16 protein-coding genes and 1 pseudogene are annotated in these 18,212 nt (G+C 42.6%); 11 read left to right on the top strand and 6 right to left on the bottom strand.

Annotation, left to right across the window (positions count from 1 at the left end; genetic code table 11):
- The first annotated feature begins 11 nt into the window (after nucleotides 1-11).
- From J8M01_RS18575 to J8M01_RS18565, 3 genes and pseudogenes are all read left to right on the top strand, one after another.
- Nucleotides 12-518, top strand: a complete 507-nt coding sequence (locus J8M01_RS18575; protein WP_211058935.1) for a hypothetical protein — start codon at nucleotides 12-14, stop codon at nucleotides 516-518.
- 86 nt (nucleotides 519-604) lie between these two features.
- On the top strand, nucleotides 605-1,954 hold the full coding sequence (locus J8M01_RS18570; RefSeq protein WP_211058934.1) for a DASH family cryptochrome: 1,350 nt from the start codon (nucleotides 605-607) through the stop codon (nucleotides 1,952-1,954).
- A gap of 2 nt (nucleotides 1,955-1,956) precedes the next feature.
- Nucleotides 1,957-3,520, top strand: a pseudogene (locus J8M01_RS18565) (cryptochrome/photolyase family protein).
- 7 nt (nucleotides 3,521-3,527) lie between these two features.
- On the opposite strand, the gene J8M01_RS18560 reads toward J8M01_RS18565, so the two are convergent.
- Both J8M01_RS18560 and J8M01_RS18555 read right to left on the bottom strand, forming a co-directional pair.
- Nucleotides 3,528-3,932, bottom strand: a complete 405-nt coding sequence (locus tag J8M01_RS18560) for a DUF3019 domain-containing protein (RefSeq protein WP_192506523.1) — start codon at nucleotides 3,930-3,932, stop codon at nucleotides 3,528-3,530.
- Nucleotides 3,922-4,737, bottom strand: a complete 816-nt coding sequence (locus tag J8M01_RS18555) for a MipA/OmpV family protein (RefSeq protein ID WP_210998208.1) — start codon at nucleotides 4,735-4,737, stop codon at nucleotides 3,922-3,924. The genes J8M01_RS18560 and J8M01_RS18555 overlap by 11 nt, the downstream gene beginning before the upstream one ends.
- A 186-nt stretch (nucleotides 4,738-4,923) precedes the next feature.
- On the opposite strand from J8M01_RS18555, the gene J8M01_RS18550 reads away from it, so the two are divergent.
- The 4 genes from J8M01_RS18550 to J8M01_RS18535 all read left to right on the top strand — a co-directional run bounded on the left by J8M01_RS18550 (nucleotide 4,924) and on the right by J8M01_RS18535 (nucleotide 8,434).
- Nucleotides 4,924-5,934 (top strand): phospholipase, encoded by a 1,011-nt coding sequence (locus J8M01_RS18550; protein ID WP_210998209.1) that lies wholly within the window; start codon nucleotides 4,924-4,926, stop codon nucleotides 5,932-5,934.
- The gene (locus tag J8M01_RS18545; RefSeq protein ID WP_211058933.1) at nucleotides 5,934-7,121 is read left to right on the top strand and encodes a peptidylprolyl isomerase; all 1,188 of its coding nucleotides are present in this window, start codon (nucleotides 5,934-5,936) and stop codon (nucleotides 7,119-7,121) included. The genes J8M01_RS18550 and J8M01_RS18545 overlap by 1 nt, the downstream gene beginning before the upstream one ends.
- Nucleotides 7,118-7,657 carry a hypothetical protein gene (locus tag J8M01_RS18540; protein ID WP_211058932.1) on the top strand — a complete coding sequence of 180 codons (540 nt, stop codon included), beginning with the start codon at nucleotides 7,118-7,120 and terminating at the stop codon, nucleotides 7,655-7,657. Before J8M01_RS18545 ends, J8M01_RS18540 begins: the two co-directional genes overlap by 4 nt.
- A 114-nt stretch (nucleotides 7,658-7,771) precedes the next feature.
- The gene (locus J8M01_RS18535) at nucleotides 7,772-8,434 is read left to right on the top strand and encodes a hypothetical protein (protein WP_211058931.1); all 663 of its coding nucleotides are present in this window, start codon (nucleotides 7,772-7,774) and stop codon (nucleotides 8,432-8,434) included.
- 99 nt (nucleotides 8,435-8,533) lie between these two features.
- Here the strand turns inward: J8M01_RS18535 and J8M01_RS18530 are convergent, their stop codons facing one another.
- Nucleotides 8,534-9,445, bottom strand: a complete 912-nt coding sequence (locus J8M01_RS18530) for a LysR family transcriptional regulator (protein WP_211058930.1) — start codon at nucleotides 9,443-9,445, stop codon at nucleotides 8,534-8,536.
- A gap of 140 nt (nucleotides 9,446-9,585) precedes the next feature.
- Here J8M01_RS18530 and J8M01_RS18525 point away from each other — a divergent pair, with 140 nt between their 5' ends.
- Nucleotides 9,586-9,894, top strand: a complete 309-nt coding sequence (locus J8M01_RS18525) for a monooxygenase (RefSeq protein ID WP_211058929.1) — start codon at nucleotides 9,586-9,588, stop codon at nucleotides 9,892-9,894.
- A 341-nt stretch (nucleotides 9,895-10,235) separates the two neighbouring features.
- Here J8M01_RS18525 and J8M01_RS18520 read toward each other — a convergent pair whose 3' ends face one another.
- Both J8M01_RS18520 and purL read right to left on the bottom strand, forming a co-directional pair.
- Nucleotides 10,236-10,391, bottom strand: a complete 156-nt coding sequence (locus J8M01_RS18520; RefSeq protein WP_211058928.1) for a hypothetical protein — start codon at nucleotides 10,389-10,391, stop codon at nucleotides 10,236-10,238.
- A 130-nt stretch (nucleotides 10,392-10,521) separates the two neighbouring features.
- A complete protein-coding gene (gene purL, locus J8M01_RS18515) occupies nucleotides 10,522-14,406 on the bottom strand; it encodes a phosphoribosylformylglycinamidine synthase (protein WP_211058927.1) in 3,885 nt (1,294 codons plus the stop codon).
- A gap of 232 nt (nucleotides 14,407-14,638) precedes the next feature.
- Here purL and mltF point away from each other — a divergent pair, with 232 nt between their 5' ends.
- A complete protein-coding gene (gene mltF / locus J8M01_RS18510; RefSeq protein ID WP_211058926.1) occupies nucleotides 14,639-16,000 on the top strand; it encodes a membrane-bound lytic murein transglycosylase MltF in 1,362 nt (453 codons plus the stop codon).
- Nucleotides 16,001-16,093: 93 nt separating this feature from the next.
- Nucleotides 16,094-16,252 (top strand): hypothetical protein, encoded by a 159-nt coding sequence (locus J8M01_RS18505; protein WP_192506501.1) that lies wholly within the window; start codon nucleotides 16,094-16,096, stop codon nucleotides 16,250-16,252.
- On the opposite strand, the gene tadA is transcribed toward J8M01_RS18505, so the two are convergent.
- Nucleotides 16,243-16,746, bottom strand: a complete 504-nt coding sequence (tadA, locus tag J8M01_RS18500) for a tRNA adenosine(34) deaminase TadA (RefSeq protein WP_192506500.1) — start codon at nucleotides 16,744-16,746, stop codon at nucleotides 16,243-16,245. The genes J8M01_RS18505 and tadA overlap by 10 nt on opposite strands.
- A 157-nt stretch (nucleotides 16,747-16,903) precedes the next feature.
- On the opposite strand from tadA, the gene J8M01_RS18495 reads away from it, so the two are divergent.
- Complete coding sequence (locus J8M01_RS18495; RefSeq protein ID WP_192506499.1) at nucleotides 16,904-18,208, top strand: inosine/guanosine kinase; 1,305 nt, start codon at nucleotides 16,904-16,906, stop codon at nucleotides 18,206-18,208.
- Nucleotides 18,209-18,212: the final 4 nt, after the last annotated feature.

Below are 18,212 nucleotides of genomic sequence, written 5' to 3'. Positions count from 1 at the left end.
AGAGAATGGTTATGAAAAGAGCGTTCGTTTTATCGGGGTTTTTATTATTGTCGGTAACGGCTTGCGATGTATTTGAGTCATCAAAAACACAAATTGAAGAGCAATATTTATCGCAAAATAATGAGCTAAAATCAGCTATTGAAGCAATTAGAGAACAAGGCTTAGCAACGTTTTCTTCAACGGCTGAAAAGGGCACTGTTGCCGCGTGCGTTGCGAAGCAACTTGACGCGGATCCAATGGGGGCACTTATTGAAGTTGAAGGTGCCCTGCAAGATAGTGCCGACTTATCTAAGCTCGCTGAAACAATTGGTAGTTTATCTGAGTCGGAAATATCATTAGAAAGTATTCCACAACTGCTTCAACAAGGTGCTGACACGGTTAATTATCTACGCACCTTATTGTCTGAATACAACTTAAATGAGCTACAAGAAAAAGCAGCGCAAGTACTGCAAGACGGGCGTAGTCAAAGCCAAGATATTGGTGCACATTTGCGCGGTCTAATTGAGCAATGCCAGTAGCCTAATTTTTAGTTCATTTAAAAGCCCATGTGGGCTTTTTTCATTTCTGTTCGTATTACTAATAAAGAAATAGCGAACATTTTATTATGAAACGAATTGGCCTTTACCTATTTAATCAAGACTGCCGTGTACAAGACAATAAAGCTTTGCTGGCACTGTCCACCACAGTTGATGCACTTGTTTGTTTATTTTGTTTACCTACCCAAAACCATTTTTCAAAACACTTTGCGCAAGTACCGCCCACCCAAGCACAACTGGGTTTTTTAAAAAGTACCTTACATGACCTAAAAGGTACACTCGCACAACATGGCCAAACATTACAAGTCGAATTTGGTGACAGGTATACCATTACTCATGATTACATCCAACGATACGGTATTACACACGTAGGCCAAGCTATTCACTCAGGGTACAACGAGACAAAAGTGTGGAAAAAATTACAGGCAACGTTTACCAAGGTAGAGTTTCTGTCAGACAATACCAGCCATCTTTTTGATGAAATACAGCTTCCGTTTAGCCTAGCCGAGCTACCAAAAACATTTTCAGGGTTTAGAAAGCTAATTGAAAAAGAGGCGTTTATAACAACATTGCAAGCCCAAAAACCCACTTTAGTGCATCATTTACCACCAGCCCCAGTTGCGCTTTATTTTTCACTTCCCGAAATTATATCCAACGGGAATAACCCTTATTACTGCGGCGGTGAAAGTAATGCACAGCGCCACCTAGCGCGCTACTTTGATTCCTCATCTGCATCAAGCTATAAACTCACCCGTAATGCACTGCAAGGTGATGACTTCTCTACACGCTTCTCACCCTATTTATCGCACGGTGCTATCGGCCCGCATCAGATTCTGCATGCGCTCAGACAATACGAAGCACTCAATGGTCATAACGAGTCAACATATTGGATTTACTTTGAATTACTGTGGCGTGAATATTTTCGATGGTACAGCGCTCAACATCAAACCGCCCTATTTCGATTTTCAGGAGTGTCTCAGACTACACCGCTTACCAGCTTTTATGCTCAGCGGTTTGCCGCATGGTGTAATGCCAATACCCCCTCCCCTTTTATAAATGCCCTTATGAATGAGTTAAACGTAACCGGCTGGCTCTCAAACAGGGGAAGGCAAATCGTGGCAAGTTACCTCATTAATGAGATGCAGTTAGATTGGCGTTATGGCGCTGCTTATTTTGAGCAATGTCTAATAGATTACGATGTAGCAAGTAACTGGGGCAATTGGCAATATATTGCTGGGGTCGGTGCAGACGTAAAAGGAGGTCGCCATTTCAACATCGAAAAACAAGCAAAGCTGTATGACCCCTATGATGAATACACACAAACTTGGTCGCCTCCATCGGCAACGTCAAACCCAAACGAGCAGAGTGACTGCAACGATATAACGGGGTGGCCATGCCACTGTAAAGTGGAGTGCTAATAATGCAAAAAGCGCGAACATTACGCCTAATACTTGGTGATCAGCTTGATGCGGGACACCACTGGTTTAAAACTAACGATGTTAATGTGACTTACGTGATCGCCGAATTGCATCAAGAAGCCCATTACACCACGCATCACATACAAAAAATATGTGGCTTTTTCGCTGCAATGAGGCGCTTTGCAATGGCGTTAAAGCAAGCCAATTTCAACGTGGTATATTTAACACTTGATGACACAAGTAATGACACAAGTAATGACAATAGCTTACCAGAATTAATTCAGCGCTTATGCAACGAATATCAATGTGATTGCTTTGAATACCAAAGACCAGATGAGTATCGCCTTGCTATACAGCTGGCTGACATGGTGCTAATGCACACAAGGGTACATTGTATTGAGAGTGAACACTTTTTTCTCCCGTTTGAAGAAATCTCGACATACTTCACCAAAAATAAACACATCACCATGGAGCACTTCTACCGCAAAATGCGAAAGCGCTTTAATATTTTAATGAACGGTGATTCCCCTGAAGGCGGAAAATGGAACTTTGACAATGAAAATAGGAAAAAACTCAAAAAGGCCGATCTCACTGATATCCCTGCACCACTGTTGTTTGACTATGATATCAGGGAAATTGTGCAACGTATCAAAAAACATAAAATAGCCACTTTGGGGCAACTTCAACACCCGTTTATTTGGCCTACCAGCAGAGCTGAAGCACACCAGTTACTGCATTACTTTTGTCGCTATTTACTCCCTAATTTCGGAAAGTTTCAAGACACAATGACAGCCAATAGTGCGCATAAATGGAGCTTGTATCATAGTCGGCTGTCATTCGCCTTAAATACCAAAATTCTGTCTCCCTCAGAGGTCATTCGTAGCGCAGTGGCAGCCTATAAGAATCACCCGAATACCATTAGCATTGCACAAATAGAGGGATTTGTGAGACAAATATTTGGATGGAGAGAATATATACGCGCGGTATATTGGGTTAACATGCCAGACTATAGTACCTATAACACTTTAAACGCGAGACGCGATTTACCCCCCCCAGTTTTGGACTGGTCAAACAAAGATGCGCTGCTTACAACATGCAATCACGCAAAGTTTAGAGTACGCCTATGCACACCATATTCAACGCTTGATGATCACTGGTAACTTTTGTTTACTCACCGGTATTCACCCTGATCAGGTCGATAGCTGGTACTTAGGTATTTATATAGACGCCATTGAGTGGGTTGAAATGCCTAATACTCGTGGGATGACGCAATTTGCCGACAATGGCATTGTCGCCACAAAACCTTATGCTGCCAGTGGCAATTATGTCAATAAAATGAGCGATTACTGTGGCGACTGTCACTACAATGTGAAAGAAAAAACCACTGAGACCGCATGTCCATTAAATAGCTTGTATTGGCATTTTATGATCACACATCGAGCACGGTTTGCCACTAACCCGCGTATTGGCATGGTCTATCGAAATTGGGACAAACAAGGTGAAATTACAAAGCAGCATACACTAACGCGAGCGCAATATTACCTAGACAATATCAGCTCGCTATAATTGCAGCTTAGAATAATCGCCAACGGCGTTTTTTAGTTCGGATCTTATGGACCCAATTCACTTCAATCGTGGTCACTGCAAGTACATCTCGCTGTGACTTTGAGATCAACTCATAGCTCATACTTTCGGCAGAACCAAAACCTAATACAAACTCGAACGACTGGGACTGTGCCCAACATTGTAAAATCTTCTTCGAAGTACTTTCTCGTATGCAATAATCACCGACAACTGGCGTATTAATAGAAAATTTCACATCCGCGTAGCAAGTTCGGCCTTCATTTAATGCAACACACTTACTGGGTGCTGCATGTAAGATCTCTGTTGCTCCTTCGCCATTTGCCAATACAGGTTGATGAACACTCATTCCTGCAATTAACGTTAAGGCATTTACCGAGACCAATTTAAAATACATATTTCACTCCGGCAAATACTGCACGTGCGTGCCGAGAGTTAATCAAAGGGCTTTTACGCGTATTGCTTGCCCCAACTAAGACTGATGCCCCAGCACTAAACACCCAATCTTCCGCTATGGGGTAATTTGCTTGTACCTGAGTGAACACTGATACGGCATGTCCCATTTCATACATTGGCCGGGAAGATCTGGCTTCATCAGCATCAACACCATAAAAATAATCAATGAAATTTGCAGAATAGTAATTTGCACCAAAATTAAGCCAAACGTCCCAGTTTCTCAACTCGAAATTGCGTGTTGCTTCAAAGTGTAACACCCAGCCATTACTATCACCGAGCGTGTCGTACACAAGCTCAGCAACCGCTTGATACTCTCCTATAGTGCGATAGTATGAAAAACCAATGGATTGATCTCGCTTACGCTCTTTGAGCCCTTCAAGCTCGGGAATATATGTTTCGCTATCAAAATACCCTTCGTTTGAAAAGGGTATTTGATAATTCCCATAAATAACGTCTACGCCCCAGTCATCCTCAATGATTAATTGATACCCTATATCTGAGCCACCAAAAAAATCACCAGAGTGCGAATTTAAGTAAAAGCGTTTATATTGGATTTTCGCATCAACTAACATCGTCAAACTATCAAAATTCGACTCTGCGCCTTTTAATTCAGGAAGGGCTAAATCAACCCAAAAGCCACCGAGGCTTAATTGCCATAAAAACTCATCGTCATCATACTCATCAAGTTCTGCTTGAGAATAAAAAGATGCACAAAGTAATATGATAAATATTATTATTTTTTTCATAGTCCTTGGTTACACTGGATTGTGCCTAAAATTCATCCCTGATCATACCTGAGCAAAACAACATCAACAATAACAACTTTTCACATTAGACTACATTTTAAAATTAACTTTTTATTAATTAAATTGTCACAATAGCATCGTTAAATACGTCGTTCGCAATAGAGTAATTACTTCAACGAGGAACGTATGAAAAAAGCGCTACTACTTTGTGCTCTCACAATGATGACTATGAATGTACAAGCATTCAGCCAAGAAACACATAAACGCATTGTTATTGATGCTATCAATTATATGGCACAAAACCCAACGACGACACAATATAGTCGACTTCAACAATACGCTGAAAAAAATAACTTAACTGTAAATGCTCTAGCTGATTTACTTGGGCAAGCCGCCTATGATGTTGACGATTTTGAAGACACTTTTTTTTGCGGCGCAATCACTGGTGACTGCGTACAAGCACCGGTATGGGGCGCGGCAAAAAGTATTGTGAAATACACCAGCTATTGGCACTTTCAAAATCACACTCAAGGTGCAGATGCCCATGGCAACGATTTTGGTGGCTATAACTATGAAAAACTCACGGTGTGGGGCAACATTGACAGCCTAGCTGCGACTTGGTTAAAAGGTGATTACCTTGATGATGGCGCGGGTGGCGAAACGGGTTGGTTTAGAGCGGATGATACACAATACAATACGTATGGGGTGACAGAAGCCAATTACCGTATAGATAGCCACTCTAGCTATGCTATGTACGACGATTTTGAAGAAATGCCTTTTCAGCCAATTGATAACCTTGGTCAATACTGGTATCAAAGTTACCTGCAAAGTGGCCAACCACAACTGCTTGGTTTCGTTTTTCACACCACAGACTTACTACAGCCTCATCACACTTGGACAACGTCAGCATTAAACCATTCAAGTTGGGAGTCATGGGTTAAAGACTACTATGATCAAGAAGATTTAAACAACATGCAGCTTGTTCACAATGCAATGGCAGACTTCACTGCGGTTCCAATAACAAGCCAAGATATTCGCCCATTACTAACACAAGGGGGCGCTTATTCATATGCACAAGGCGGTATTGTTTTAAACTCCCAAGATCATTACGACCGCTTAACAACGGCAAAGCAAGTTATTCCGCACGCTATTGCCATGGTGGTACACTTACTTAATCACGCCATGGTTGCCCGCTAATGCCGTGGTTCATTATTGTGTTGGTAAGCTTTCTAAGCTTACCAACGCTCGCAAAAAAACAGACTTTCAGTCAAGCTGAAATCACCTTAATGCATGCTATATACCAGCAGCACCAACCCAACTTTGATAGCGAAGATACACGTAATCGGCTGAGTGAAAACCTATTTCTATTGTCACAAGCAAAACAACACCAACCCCATTTATTACAACGCCAAGCTGATGTTGGATTTAGCACCGAGTTTCATGTGCGTCGCTATGTGATGACTTTGTTGCAAAATGCGGTGCCAAGCGCTGTACTTCCAACACCACCAGCGCCCGATTGGTCAAGGTATAGCACTTGGAAATTAAGCCAAGATTTACCGAACTACCCAAACAATAACCACTATACTCACGCTCAATTACAGCAACTTACAACCGTCGATTTATCTTTTTTAGTTGGCGCGCAACTTACGCTTGCAGACTTAATGCTAGAACAGTCAATGCAAAACCGCTACAAGCTACATCAAGGTGATTATGCGTTATTTCAAAAACTCATTACTCAGCACCGCGACTATCATCACAAGGTGAAATATCTTGCAAAGCGCCTTAAACAAGCCAACATTTCATTGGCCAACCTCAATAAGATTGCCACGGCTGAACTCATTCGCTCTCCAATGCTGAGTTACTTTGGCGTACAATCTCAAATGCACGGCGAACGCAGCGAGTATGTAGACAGGCTTAAATCTCAAATTACCAATAAACATATTGCGAATTTCTATTTAAAACATAAAGCCGACTTTAAACATAAGAGCAATGTGATTGCCAGCGCCGTTTTGTTTGAATCACAAAATAAAGCAAAAAACTTCAATACTGACGTGAAAAAACTCGGCTTCAAAAACGCCCTATTGCAGCATAATAAGCAAAACCTGTTTGCGGATACGCAAGGAAAATTAGCAAGACACAACGCTACGCAATGGGTACATCAAGTGGTATTTAATTTAAAAAAAGCACAGCTAACAAATCCAATACGAAGCCCTAAAGGCAAATGGTTAATTGCGCAAACGCACCAAATCAACTTCGATTACTATCCTAAAGAGTCTGAGACAGTACGCTACCAAGCGACCCTTGCACTCATTGAAAACATGGCCCAACAACGCTATCAACAAAAAAAGCAAGCTTGGCTAAAAGCAACGAAGTCATCAATATGAAACATGTCCAATTAGTGTTAATCACTATGTTAGTGCTTATTTTTGGCTATTTCATGGTGCTTATTGTACCGAACTCTCCAGTGGAGAGTTCACCACCTGTAACCCCAAATGAGCAGCCCCTGATTCATCGCTCTGCGGTTAAACAGCAAGTACCCAGTATGAGAGCTGCTGCGGAGTCTATACCCACAAAACAATTATCGCTTGATAGTCAAAATACGCTGGTACCAAGCAATACGAAGCAACGTGTTAAGCCATACGTTCCTCCCATTCAAGCCATTCCCTCTGGCGCAGGCTATACTGGTGATTTAAACGATCATCATGCTTATCAGCAATTTCACAATGATCAAGAAAAAGCACTTAAATTGGCATACATTACAGCGACAAAAAGTAAAGTAAAACGCCTAGAAGCGCTGATTGAACGAGGCAAACATGAAGGGGTTACAGAGCAGCAGCTTACGTTCGCTCGCGAGAAAATTGCAGGCCTTAATGCCATGGCAAATAAATTAAAAGTTGAGCTAAACCTACCTTCCCAATGACAACATTAATGTTAGACATGCATATCTAAAAAGTGATGATTTTGTCTATAACTCGTACTAGGCTATCGACAACATCGCGCTATACTAGAGTTATCACTTTTCATCGAGATACCAATGAGAACATTATTACTGACACTCTGTATGATCATATTAAGCAATGCATACGCAGCCGAAGAGAAAAAACAACTGCCTCCACTGAATCCTGCCTATAAGGCAGAACATGCGATGGTGCTAATGAATCGCGGCTCACGTATTTATGCTGCTAACTTTCCAACCTATACGACCCCGCATGATGTACAAATTGTGTACCGTATTGACAACCCAGATGTGGCATTTTTAAATTTAGTTCGAGATGCTGATTTAATTACTATCAAACCTAAGCCATTTAATATAGAGCGGCTGATGCGCGGGGAAGAAATCACAATTACAGCCGATGTGTACGAAGGCCACTATAAAAAAGGCGGTAGCTTAGTATACTCAGACAGAACCATTGTATTTAGCAAACCCCTTTATTCTCGTAAGCTAACTGATTTAGCTGAGCCATCAAAATGGCAAGAGTACGATATGATCACCGTCAAAGGCACTGAGCGTATTTACGTACATAAAATTCAAAACAAACCCAGTTTTAATCACTTGATCTATGTTGATTTAACAGGTGCATGCTTGCAAAAATTCAGGACGTCAAAAATAGTGCCTGCTGCAAACGAATTAATCTACAAATTCGTCAACTGTGGCACACTCAAACAACTTTACTATGACACTGATGGACTAGAGTAAGTTACCTAACTGTGAGTAGGTTTGGAGTACCTCCAAACCTAACGCCACACTAAATCGATGTACAATCCCATAGATGCCAGAAAACACTCGGTCACTAAATTATAATTTCTCTCTAGCCTGACCGTGTGAGGTGACAATTAAATCATATAACGCTTGTGCGGCTGGACCACTATTTAACCCCTTCGGCAACGTAATATGCAGTGGTACTTGATAACACCCAGCACCTTGTATACGCAACTGGGTCAAATCAGAGTCAACAGTGTCATTCAACATATGTTGCGGAATTCGAGTAAAACCTAAACCGTGCTTTACCGCTGTAATGGCTTGCTCAAAATTGTCAACCGTGACCCGCCTTTTCGATTTCAACCATCCTACATTTTTCTGCTTTACCGAGCTTGCTTGTTCACTCACACCTAAATCTCGAAGCACAATTTGCGTATGTGCGATCAGATCTTCCATTGTTAAATCTGTTTGACCAGCCAATGGGTGTGTTGCAGCCACCACTGGTATCATACTAGTGACACCAATCGACTCGGCTGGTAAATTTATTATTGGTAAGGTAATTATCGCAATATCAGCACGTTGCTCAACAACGGCCTCATGCGTGCTCGATAAAGAAGTTTCAATAAGCTTCACTGACGTCATGACATTATGCTGCATAAACTTTTTAAGCGCCTGATATACAATCGCTTTATCGCATAAATGATCGATTGAAACAACCACTTCAGATTCAGTGCCCAATGACAATGCCATACTGATGTCTTCAAGCCCTTTAGCTTGATCTAAAATCGGTTTAGCGCTGCGCAACAGTGTTTTTCCCATCGCCGTGAGTACGGCCCGTTTATTGACCACCTCGAGCAGTTCAACACCGAGCTGCGCTTCTAATTTTCTTATCGAGTAAATTAATGTTGTGTGGCTTTTATGCATTTCTTGCGCTGCACTTTGAATACTGCCGAACTCATCAATCGTACTTAATGTGCTCCATTGCTCCAACGTTGTTTTTAATCTCATATGTCAATTTTACTCACAATTAATGGCAATATTATGAACTTTACGGTTCATTTTACTGAGTTAAGATTAACGCATCTAACTTGTAAAGGCACTTATGTGGCAGCAAGTTATCTCATTCACGCAATTAATGGAGCATTCAAATGCCTAAACTACTACAAGTCGACTTCACTTTACCCGTATCAAATAATGCTGACCTGCAAGAAAAAATGCGAGAACTTGCTAATTCGATTAACGCTGAACCAGGAGTGATTTGGAAAATTTGGACATTTAATGCCGAGCAATCATTGGGCGGCGGAGTCTATTTATTTGATACACATTCTAACGCACAACAGTACTTAGACATGCATTCATCTCGATTGACACAAATGGGCATAACAAACATTCGAGGAGTCATATTCGACATAAATGAACCACTCTCAAATATTAACCACGCTCCGCTCACTGTTTAATATTCGCAGAATAAGATCACAGTTAATAAGTCTCAATAGCAGCCTGTTAACTGTGCACTCTCTTTATTAAAAAAAGCAATGTTGCCTCTGTCTCCCCCCATTTAACACACAACTAGCTCTAATAATGCCGTCGCGCTGACGCAGGTCAGAGTCTATCTTAACCTTGATACTAAATTTCAAAATAGGCTCTGAAATAGATTCAGAGTGACAAGCTTTATTACTCTGCTTAATGCTAAAAAACAAAAAGGGCTTCCAATGGCCTTTCGTACTTTTATCTATTTATAGAGATGCCTTATGAAGCAAGTGATCCAACCCCTTTTTAGTACTCCAGCGAGATCACATTAAAACTGTTTCGGGTTTACAAAATCCACCAAGATATACTCCTCTCCTTGCAGCTCATCATCAATAGTGTGAGAAATAATATTGCAACGGCCACCCGCTAAACTAGCCCCAGTTCGTGGATAGCCAATACGCTTTTCAGAGCAATCTTTTTTCATTTTTTCATTACACTTGATATTGCAGAGTAATCAGCTTTGATACCTTTCTCTCGCCAACGATATTTTCATATGACATAAAAAAAGGCCGCATCAGCGACCTTTTTAACACAATAAATTGCACTAAGTTAATTTAGCCAACATGCTTACGTGCATTGCGGAACATGCGCATCCATGGGCTGTCTTCTTTCCACTCATCTGGGTGCCATGAGTTTGCCACTGCGCGGAATACACGCTCTGGGTGAGGCATCATCACAGTAGCACGACCGTCAGTCGAGGTAATACCGGTAATACCTTCAACAGATCCATTCGGGTTATTTGGATATTGCGTGGTTGGGTTTCCGTAGTTATCAACAAACTTCAACGCCACAGTACCAGAGTTAATAGCAGTATCTACTGCACTCTGATTTGCAAATTCAGCATGACCTTCGCCATGAGAAACCGCGATAGGCATACGAGAACCCGCCATCCCTTTAAAGAACACTGACGGGCTTTCTTGCACTTCAACTAAGCTAAAGCGGGCTTCAAAGCGCTCTGACTTGTTAGTAACAAAACGTGGCCAGTGCTCAGTGCCAGGGATCAGTTCTTTCACCGTTGACAACATCTGACAACCATTGCACACACCTAAGCTGAATGTATCTTCACGGTGGAAGAAGGTTTGGAACTGCTCGCGCGCCATATCATTGAACAGAATAGACTTCGCCCAACCTTCACCGGCACCCAATACATCGCCGTATGAGAAACCACCACATGCCACTAAGCCTTTGAACTGCTCAAGTGTTAAACGGCCTTCTAAAATGTCACTCATGTGCACGTCAACAGCTGCAAATCCAGCACGGTTAAACGCAGCAGCCATTTCAATATGTGAGTTAACCCCTTGCTCACGCAAGATTGCCATTTGTGGTTTTGCACCGGTTGCAATATAAGGCGCTGCAATGTCTTCGTTTAAATCGAAGCTTAACTTCACGTTTAGACCTGGGTCTTTGGCGTCAAATTTAGCATCAAATTCTTGCTTAGCACACTCCGGGTTATCACGAAGTGCCTGCATTTGATAGGTCGTTTCAGCCCAAATAGTACGAAGTTCAGTACGTGTATTACTCAGTACCGCTTTACCTGCGCGGTTAAATACCACCGTGTCTTCGCTATTTAATGAGCCGATTTCATGGCTGATAGCTGTTAAACCGTGTGCAGCAAGTACACCGTGTACTGCGCTTAAGTCGCTGTTACGCACTTGAATCACACCACCAAGCTCTTCATTATAAAGTGCTTCAATGTCGCTACCTACCAAGCCATCTAGGTTCACAGTCACACCTGTGTGACCCGAAAATGCCATTTCCGTCACTGTAGTAAATAAACCACCGTCTGAACGGTCATGATAAGCAAGTAGCTTTTCATCAGCCACTAACGCCTGCATCGCGTTGTAGAAACCTTTTAACAATTCAGGGCTATCCACATCTGGCGTTTTATCACCTAGCTGCTTATAAACTTGTGCCAAACTTGATGCACCCATGCGGTTTTGACCAGCACCTAAATCCAATAAGATAAGTGATGTTTCACCTTTATCTGTGCGTAATTGCGGCGTTACTGTTTTACGAATGTCTTCAACACGACCAAATGCCGTAATGATCAATGACAGCGGTGAAGTAACTGACTTTTCTTCGCCATTCTCATCCCATTTGGTTTTCATCGACATAGAGTCTTTACCAACCGGAATGGTTAAGCCTAATGCAGGGCACAGCTCTTCACCCACGGCTTTAACCGCTTCATACAGACCCGCATCTTCACCAGGGTGACCGGCCGCCGCCATCCAGTTAGCTGATAACTTGATGTTCTCTAAGCTGCCAATGTTTGTTCCTGCGATGTTAGTCAGTGACTCAGCTACTGCTAAGCGTGCTGATGCACCATAGTTAAGTAATGCCGCAGGTGTACGTTCACCCAATGACATTGCTTCACCGTGATACGTATCATACGTTGCCGCAGTGACCGCACAGTTTGCAACTGGTACTTGCCATGGGCCAACCATCTGATCACGTGCTACTAAGCCCGTTACCGTGCGGTCACCAATGGTGATCAAGAAGGTTTTCTCTGCAATCGCTGGTAAACGCAATAAACGTTTTGCAGCTTCTTCTACATCGATGTTAGCAGTTTCAAGGGCACTGCCTTCAACCTGTTGAGAAGTCACATCACGGTGCATTTTAGGCGCTTTACCTAACAATACATCCAGCGGTAAATCCACTGGGTTGTTGTCAAAGTGACTATCTGCAACGGTTAAATGACGCTCTTCAGTTGCTTCACCAATCACCGCATATTGTGCACGTTCACGCTTACAAATGGCTTCAAAACGGTCAAAATCTTCAACACCTACCGCTAAAACATAACGCTCTTGAGATTCATTACACCAGATTTCGTGTGGTGCCATACCTGGCTCATCGTTTGGAATGTTACGTAATTGGAATTTACCACCACGGCCGCCATCATCCACCAATTCAGGGAAAGCATTTGACAGACCACCCGCGCCCACATCATGGATAAAGGCGATCGGGTTTTCATCTCCAAGCTGCCAACATTTGTCAATCACTTCCTGACAACGACGCTCCATTTCAGGGTTTTCGCGCTGTACCGAAGCAAAGTCTAAGTCTTCGTTAGATTGACCCGATGCCATTGACGATGCAGCACCGCCGCCTAGGCCGATGTTCATGGCAGGACCACCCAGTGCAATCAGTTTTGCACCGACTGGAATTTCACCTTTTTGAACATGGTCGGTACGAATATTACCTAACCCACCCGCCAACATAATTGGCTTGTGGTAACCACGCACTTCTTCGCCATTGTGGCTGGTGACTTTTTCTTCGTAAGTACGGAAATAACCCAGTAGATTTGGGCGACCAAACTCGTTGTTAAATGCCGCGCCACCCAGAGGCCCTTCAGTCATAATGTCTAATGCGTTAACAATACGCCCAGGCTTACCAAAGTCGCTTTCCCAAGGTTGTTCAAAACCTGGAATACGCAAGTTAGATACGGTAAAGCCCACTAAGCCCGCTTTTGGCTTAGAACCACGGCCAGTGGCACCTTCGTCACGAATTTCACCACCAGAGCCCGTTGAAGCACCAGAGAAAGGCGCTATAGCGGTTGGGTGGTTGTGAGTTTCAACTTTCATCAAAATTTCAATATTCTCTTGATTATAAGTGTACTCACCCTCTTTATTTGGGAAGAAACGACCAGCTTTAGAACCCTTCATTACTGCGGCATTGTCTTTATATGCCGACAATACGTTTTCTGGGTTATTTTCAAAGGTGTTCTTAATCATTTTAAACAATGATTTAGGTTGTTCAGCACCGTCGATTGTCCAATCTGCATTGAAAATCTTATGACGACAGTGCTCAGAGTTTGCTTGCGCAAACATAAATAATTCGATGTCGTTCGGGTTACGCCCTAACTTTTGGAAGTTTTCTACCAAATAGTCAATTTCATCATCTGCTAATGCAAAACCTTGCTCTACGTTTGCTGTTGCTAACGCTTCACGGCCACCGCCTAAAATATCAACCGATGACATTGGGCTAGGTTCATCAACACTAAATAACTTACCAGCACTTTCAAGCTCAGAATGCACGGCTTCAGTCATGCGGTCGTGTAATAGTGCCGCCGTTGCTGATAATTGCTCAGCGGATAACTCGCCTTCAACATAATACGCAATACCACGCTCAACACGGTGTACTTGGCTTAAGCCACAGTTGTTTGCAATATCGGTTGCTTTTGACGCCCAAGGTGAAATCGTGCCTGGACGAGGTGTAACCAAAATTAACTGACCCGCTGGCTCATGCTCAGCGATTGTCGGACCATACTCCAACAGCTTGTTTAACTTAACCAATTCGGCTTCAGATAGTTCACTTGTTAAATCAGCAAAATGCATGAATTCAGCATAAATACCTGTGATAGGTAGGTTCGCGTCAACGCAGCTTTTAAGGATTTTTTGAACTCTAAAATCAGACAGTGCAGGTGCACCACGTAAGATCAACATAGGTATTTTCATCCGGGGTTAGGGATTGAACGATATTTTGGGTCGCCATTATAGTAGAAATAGCGGTTAGGTTTAACCCAAAATTGTCAAAACTCGTAAAAAATCCGTGCCCTCATTTGCACTGCCTCGCAAAATCTGTGTTTGTTGTATACAAAACAAGGTACTGGGAGTTTTGCTTTCAGTCGGTAATTTCGATAACGTAGTGCACAGAACCTCGCTAAAAGGCCATAAAATGCAGCAATTAATGACGTATCTAACGATTGTCATAGTACTGGCAATTGCTGGCTGTGATAAAACACCTCCCAATCAATTAGAAAGAATTAAAGAACAGCAAGTAATTAAAGTTGGCACTTTGGTGGGTCCAAGTAACTACTTTCAATCGCAACAAGGTGAACAAGGCTTTGAATATGAGCTCAGTCATCAATTTGCGCAATACTTAGGCGTTGAGTTACAAATAGTGCCTTTTTTCAGTTTGTCTGAGTTATTTGCTCGCTTAGACAAAGGCGATTTGGATTTAGCCGCTTCAGGGCTGAGTTACCATCCACAACGCGCTTACCGCTTTGGTCCAACCTACCGAGAAGTAAGCCAGAAACTCGTTTATAAACAGGGCCGTACTCGACCTCGCAGTTTTGCCGATATTGACGAACCGATTGTGGTACTCAATGATTCTAACCATGCCTTATCTCTTGAGCAGGCACAATACGAATACCCTAGCTTAGAATGGCAAACAACCTCCCATCTCGATGAAGAAGAGCTACTACAAGGCGTGATAGATGAAGAAATTCAGTTTACCATTGCCGACTCTCATACCCTTGCTCTGTTTCGACGTTACCATCCCAATATCAGCATTGGGTTTTCTGTTACGCATTCAGATCAAGTCGCGTGGGTACTAAGAAACGATAGCGATGACTCGCTCTATGCACTGCTATTGCCATTTTTTAATACCGTTGCACACGACAAAACCCTCTACACCTTAGAAGAAAAGTATTTTGGTCATGTTAATGAATTTAATTATGTGAATACTCTGTCATTCGTTAAAGCCACCCGTAAAACATTACCAAATTACCGTGCTTGGTTTGAACAATACGCCAGCCCACTTGATTGGCGCTTACTTGCCGCTTTAAGCTATCAAGAGTCTATGTGGAATCCGCGTGCTAAGTCGCCTACAGGTGTGCGAGGCATAATGATGCTCACCCAGCCAACAGCCAAGCAAGTGGGTGTCACAAACCGCCTTAAACCTGAGCAAAATATTCGAGGAGGCGCTAAGTATTTACAAAAATTATTGAAACGAATTCCGAAAAGCATTGGTCAACCTGATAGGACTTGGTTTGCATTGGCGTCATACAATGTTGGTTGGGGGCATGTCAACGACGCGAGGAAAATTACCAAACAGCAAATGGGTGATCCAGACAGCTGGGCAGAGGTAAAAAAACGACTACCCCTTCTAATCAAAAAACGCTACTATCGAAAGACCAGATATGGATATGCGCGTGGCGATGTTGCCGTTCAGTATGTTAACAACATCCGTCGATATTACGACGCGCTGATATGGTTAGATGAAAACGGAGCGCTTGATACAAAAGCTGGCAAATAAAATGCGTCTTTTCGATGCGAGTGTCATGCTATTGCAATACATCCCTGCAATTCTGCCATATGTGTTTTTTCTCTCACAAATAAGGAGGTGCCGATGCTTAGAAGACGTCGAACTCACCAATTTAAACGAAACACCCAACATTCTCAGGCGAATCGCCGCCGGGTTATTATGAAAAATAACCACAAAAAAGTGTTATTGCGTCGTAAACTATTTGCGCAACAACAAATGGAAGAAATTGCGGCTCAGCCTTGAGTCGCTTGCTTTGCTTTTTTAGCCGCTTTAATCTCTTTTCTACGACGTTTAAAAAAATTTGACAGTTTTTCTGCACACAACTCTGCAAGTACGCCCTGCGTTACCTCTACTTGGTGATTCAATTTAGGTTCATTAACGATATTCATCACTGACCCCGCTGCACCTGTTTTAGCATCCGGCGCGCCAAATACTAAGCGTTTTAAACGACTGTGTACGAGTAACCCCGCACACATAGGGCAAGGCTCTAACGTGACATATAAAGTACAGTCAACCAAACGATAATTTTCGAGTACTTTGCCAGCTTCTCTCACGGCTTGCATTTCTGCATGTGCTGATGGGTCATGCTGGCAAATAGACTGATTCCACCCTGTCGCGATTAATTGATTGTCTTTTACAATAAGTGCGCCCACTGGTATCTCATTTTGCTGCTCAGCTTGATCAGCATAAGCCAACGCCTGTGCCATCCAATATTGATCTTGCTCTAATTCCGTCATGAATTTTATGTCGTGCTACTATTAATAAGGATTCGTCAAGAGCAAATATACCACATATTATTGCTAAAATTACCAAAATGACGTGGCTCAACACGGCACACTTACGCTATAATTCGCCGCTTTTTTTATTTCTTGAGCTCAAACACACGGGTATAACATGAAATTTCCAGGACGCCGTAGGCATAAACACTATTTTCCAGTGGAAGAAAAAGACCCTCTAATAAACCAATTGGGCAATGACGACAGATTAAAACGCAGCTATATATGTGGCATTGACCAAATTGTCGTAGATATTGAAGCCAAAGTAGATCAAGCCTTTCTTGATGAATTTGGCCTGCAGCGTGGTATGTCGCAAGTGATAGCCAGTGATATTACCAATGCGTTATACGAGCGTTTAAAGCGCGAAGATATGGTTGATTACGAGTTTGCTGGTGGCACCATTGGTAATACCATGCACAATTACTCAGTGCTTGCAGATGATCGCTCAGTATTACTTGGCGTAATGAGTGAAAATATCAATATAGGTAGTTACGCTTATAAGTTTTTATGTAATACATCTAGCCGTGTTGACCTTGATCACTTACAACCTGTTGATGGCCCTATTGGTCGTTGCTTTACATTGATTGATGACAGTGGCGAACGCACATTTGCTATCAGCGCTGGATTAATGAACTATCTGCGTCCTGAGTCTATTTCACAAAGCTTGATCCAAGATGCGTCAGCCTTGGTGATTAGCGCATATTTAATGCGTACCACTGGTGATGAAACAATGACGCAAGCAACCATGCAAGCGGTTGAATATGCGAACCAAGCTGGTGTACCTGTGGTATTGACTTTAGGCACTAAGTTCTTAATCGAACAAGACCCTAGTTGGTGGGCTGAATTTGTCGCTAAGCATGTCGATATTTTAGCAATGAATGAAGAGGAAGGTGAAGCGATTACAGGTTTCTCTGATCCGCTACTTGCTGCCGATAAAGCGCTTGATTGGGTTGATTTGGTTATCTGTACAGCTGGGCCCAAAGGCTTATTTATGGCAGGTTATGTTGAAGACAGCGTAAAACGTGAAACTGAATACCCTTTATTACCTGGTGCTATTCCTGAATTTAACCAATACGAATTCTCACGTGCGATGCGTAAAGCGGATTGCCCAAACCCAATTCGTGCTTATAGTCATACAGCACCTTATATGGGTGGCCCAGATACCATTAAAAATACCAATGGGGCTGGTGATTGTGCGCTAGCGGCCGTTTTACATGATTTATCTGCGAACGAGTATCACAAACTGAATGTGCCAAACTCGGCAAAGCATGAACAAGCAGCCATCACTTACTCGTCTCTTGCACAAATTAGTAAATACGCTAACCGAGCAAGCTATGAAGTATTGGTACAGCACTCTCCACGTCTTTCTCGTGGATTACCTGAACGTGAAGATTCACTGGAAACTTCTTACTGGGATAAATGATACC

This window comes from Pseudoalteromonas sp. MMG005 (genome assembly GCF_018101015.1).
Classification (GTDB): domain Bacteria; phylum Pseudomonadota; class Gammaproteobacteria; order Enterobacterales; family Alteromonadaceae; genus Pseudoalteromonas; species Pseudoalteromonas aurantia.
This window is presented reverse-complemented; position numbering and strand designations above follow the sequence as displayed.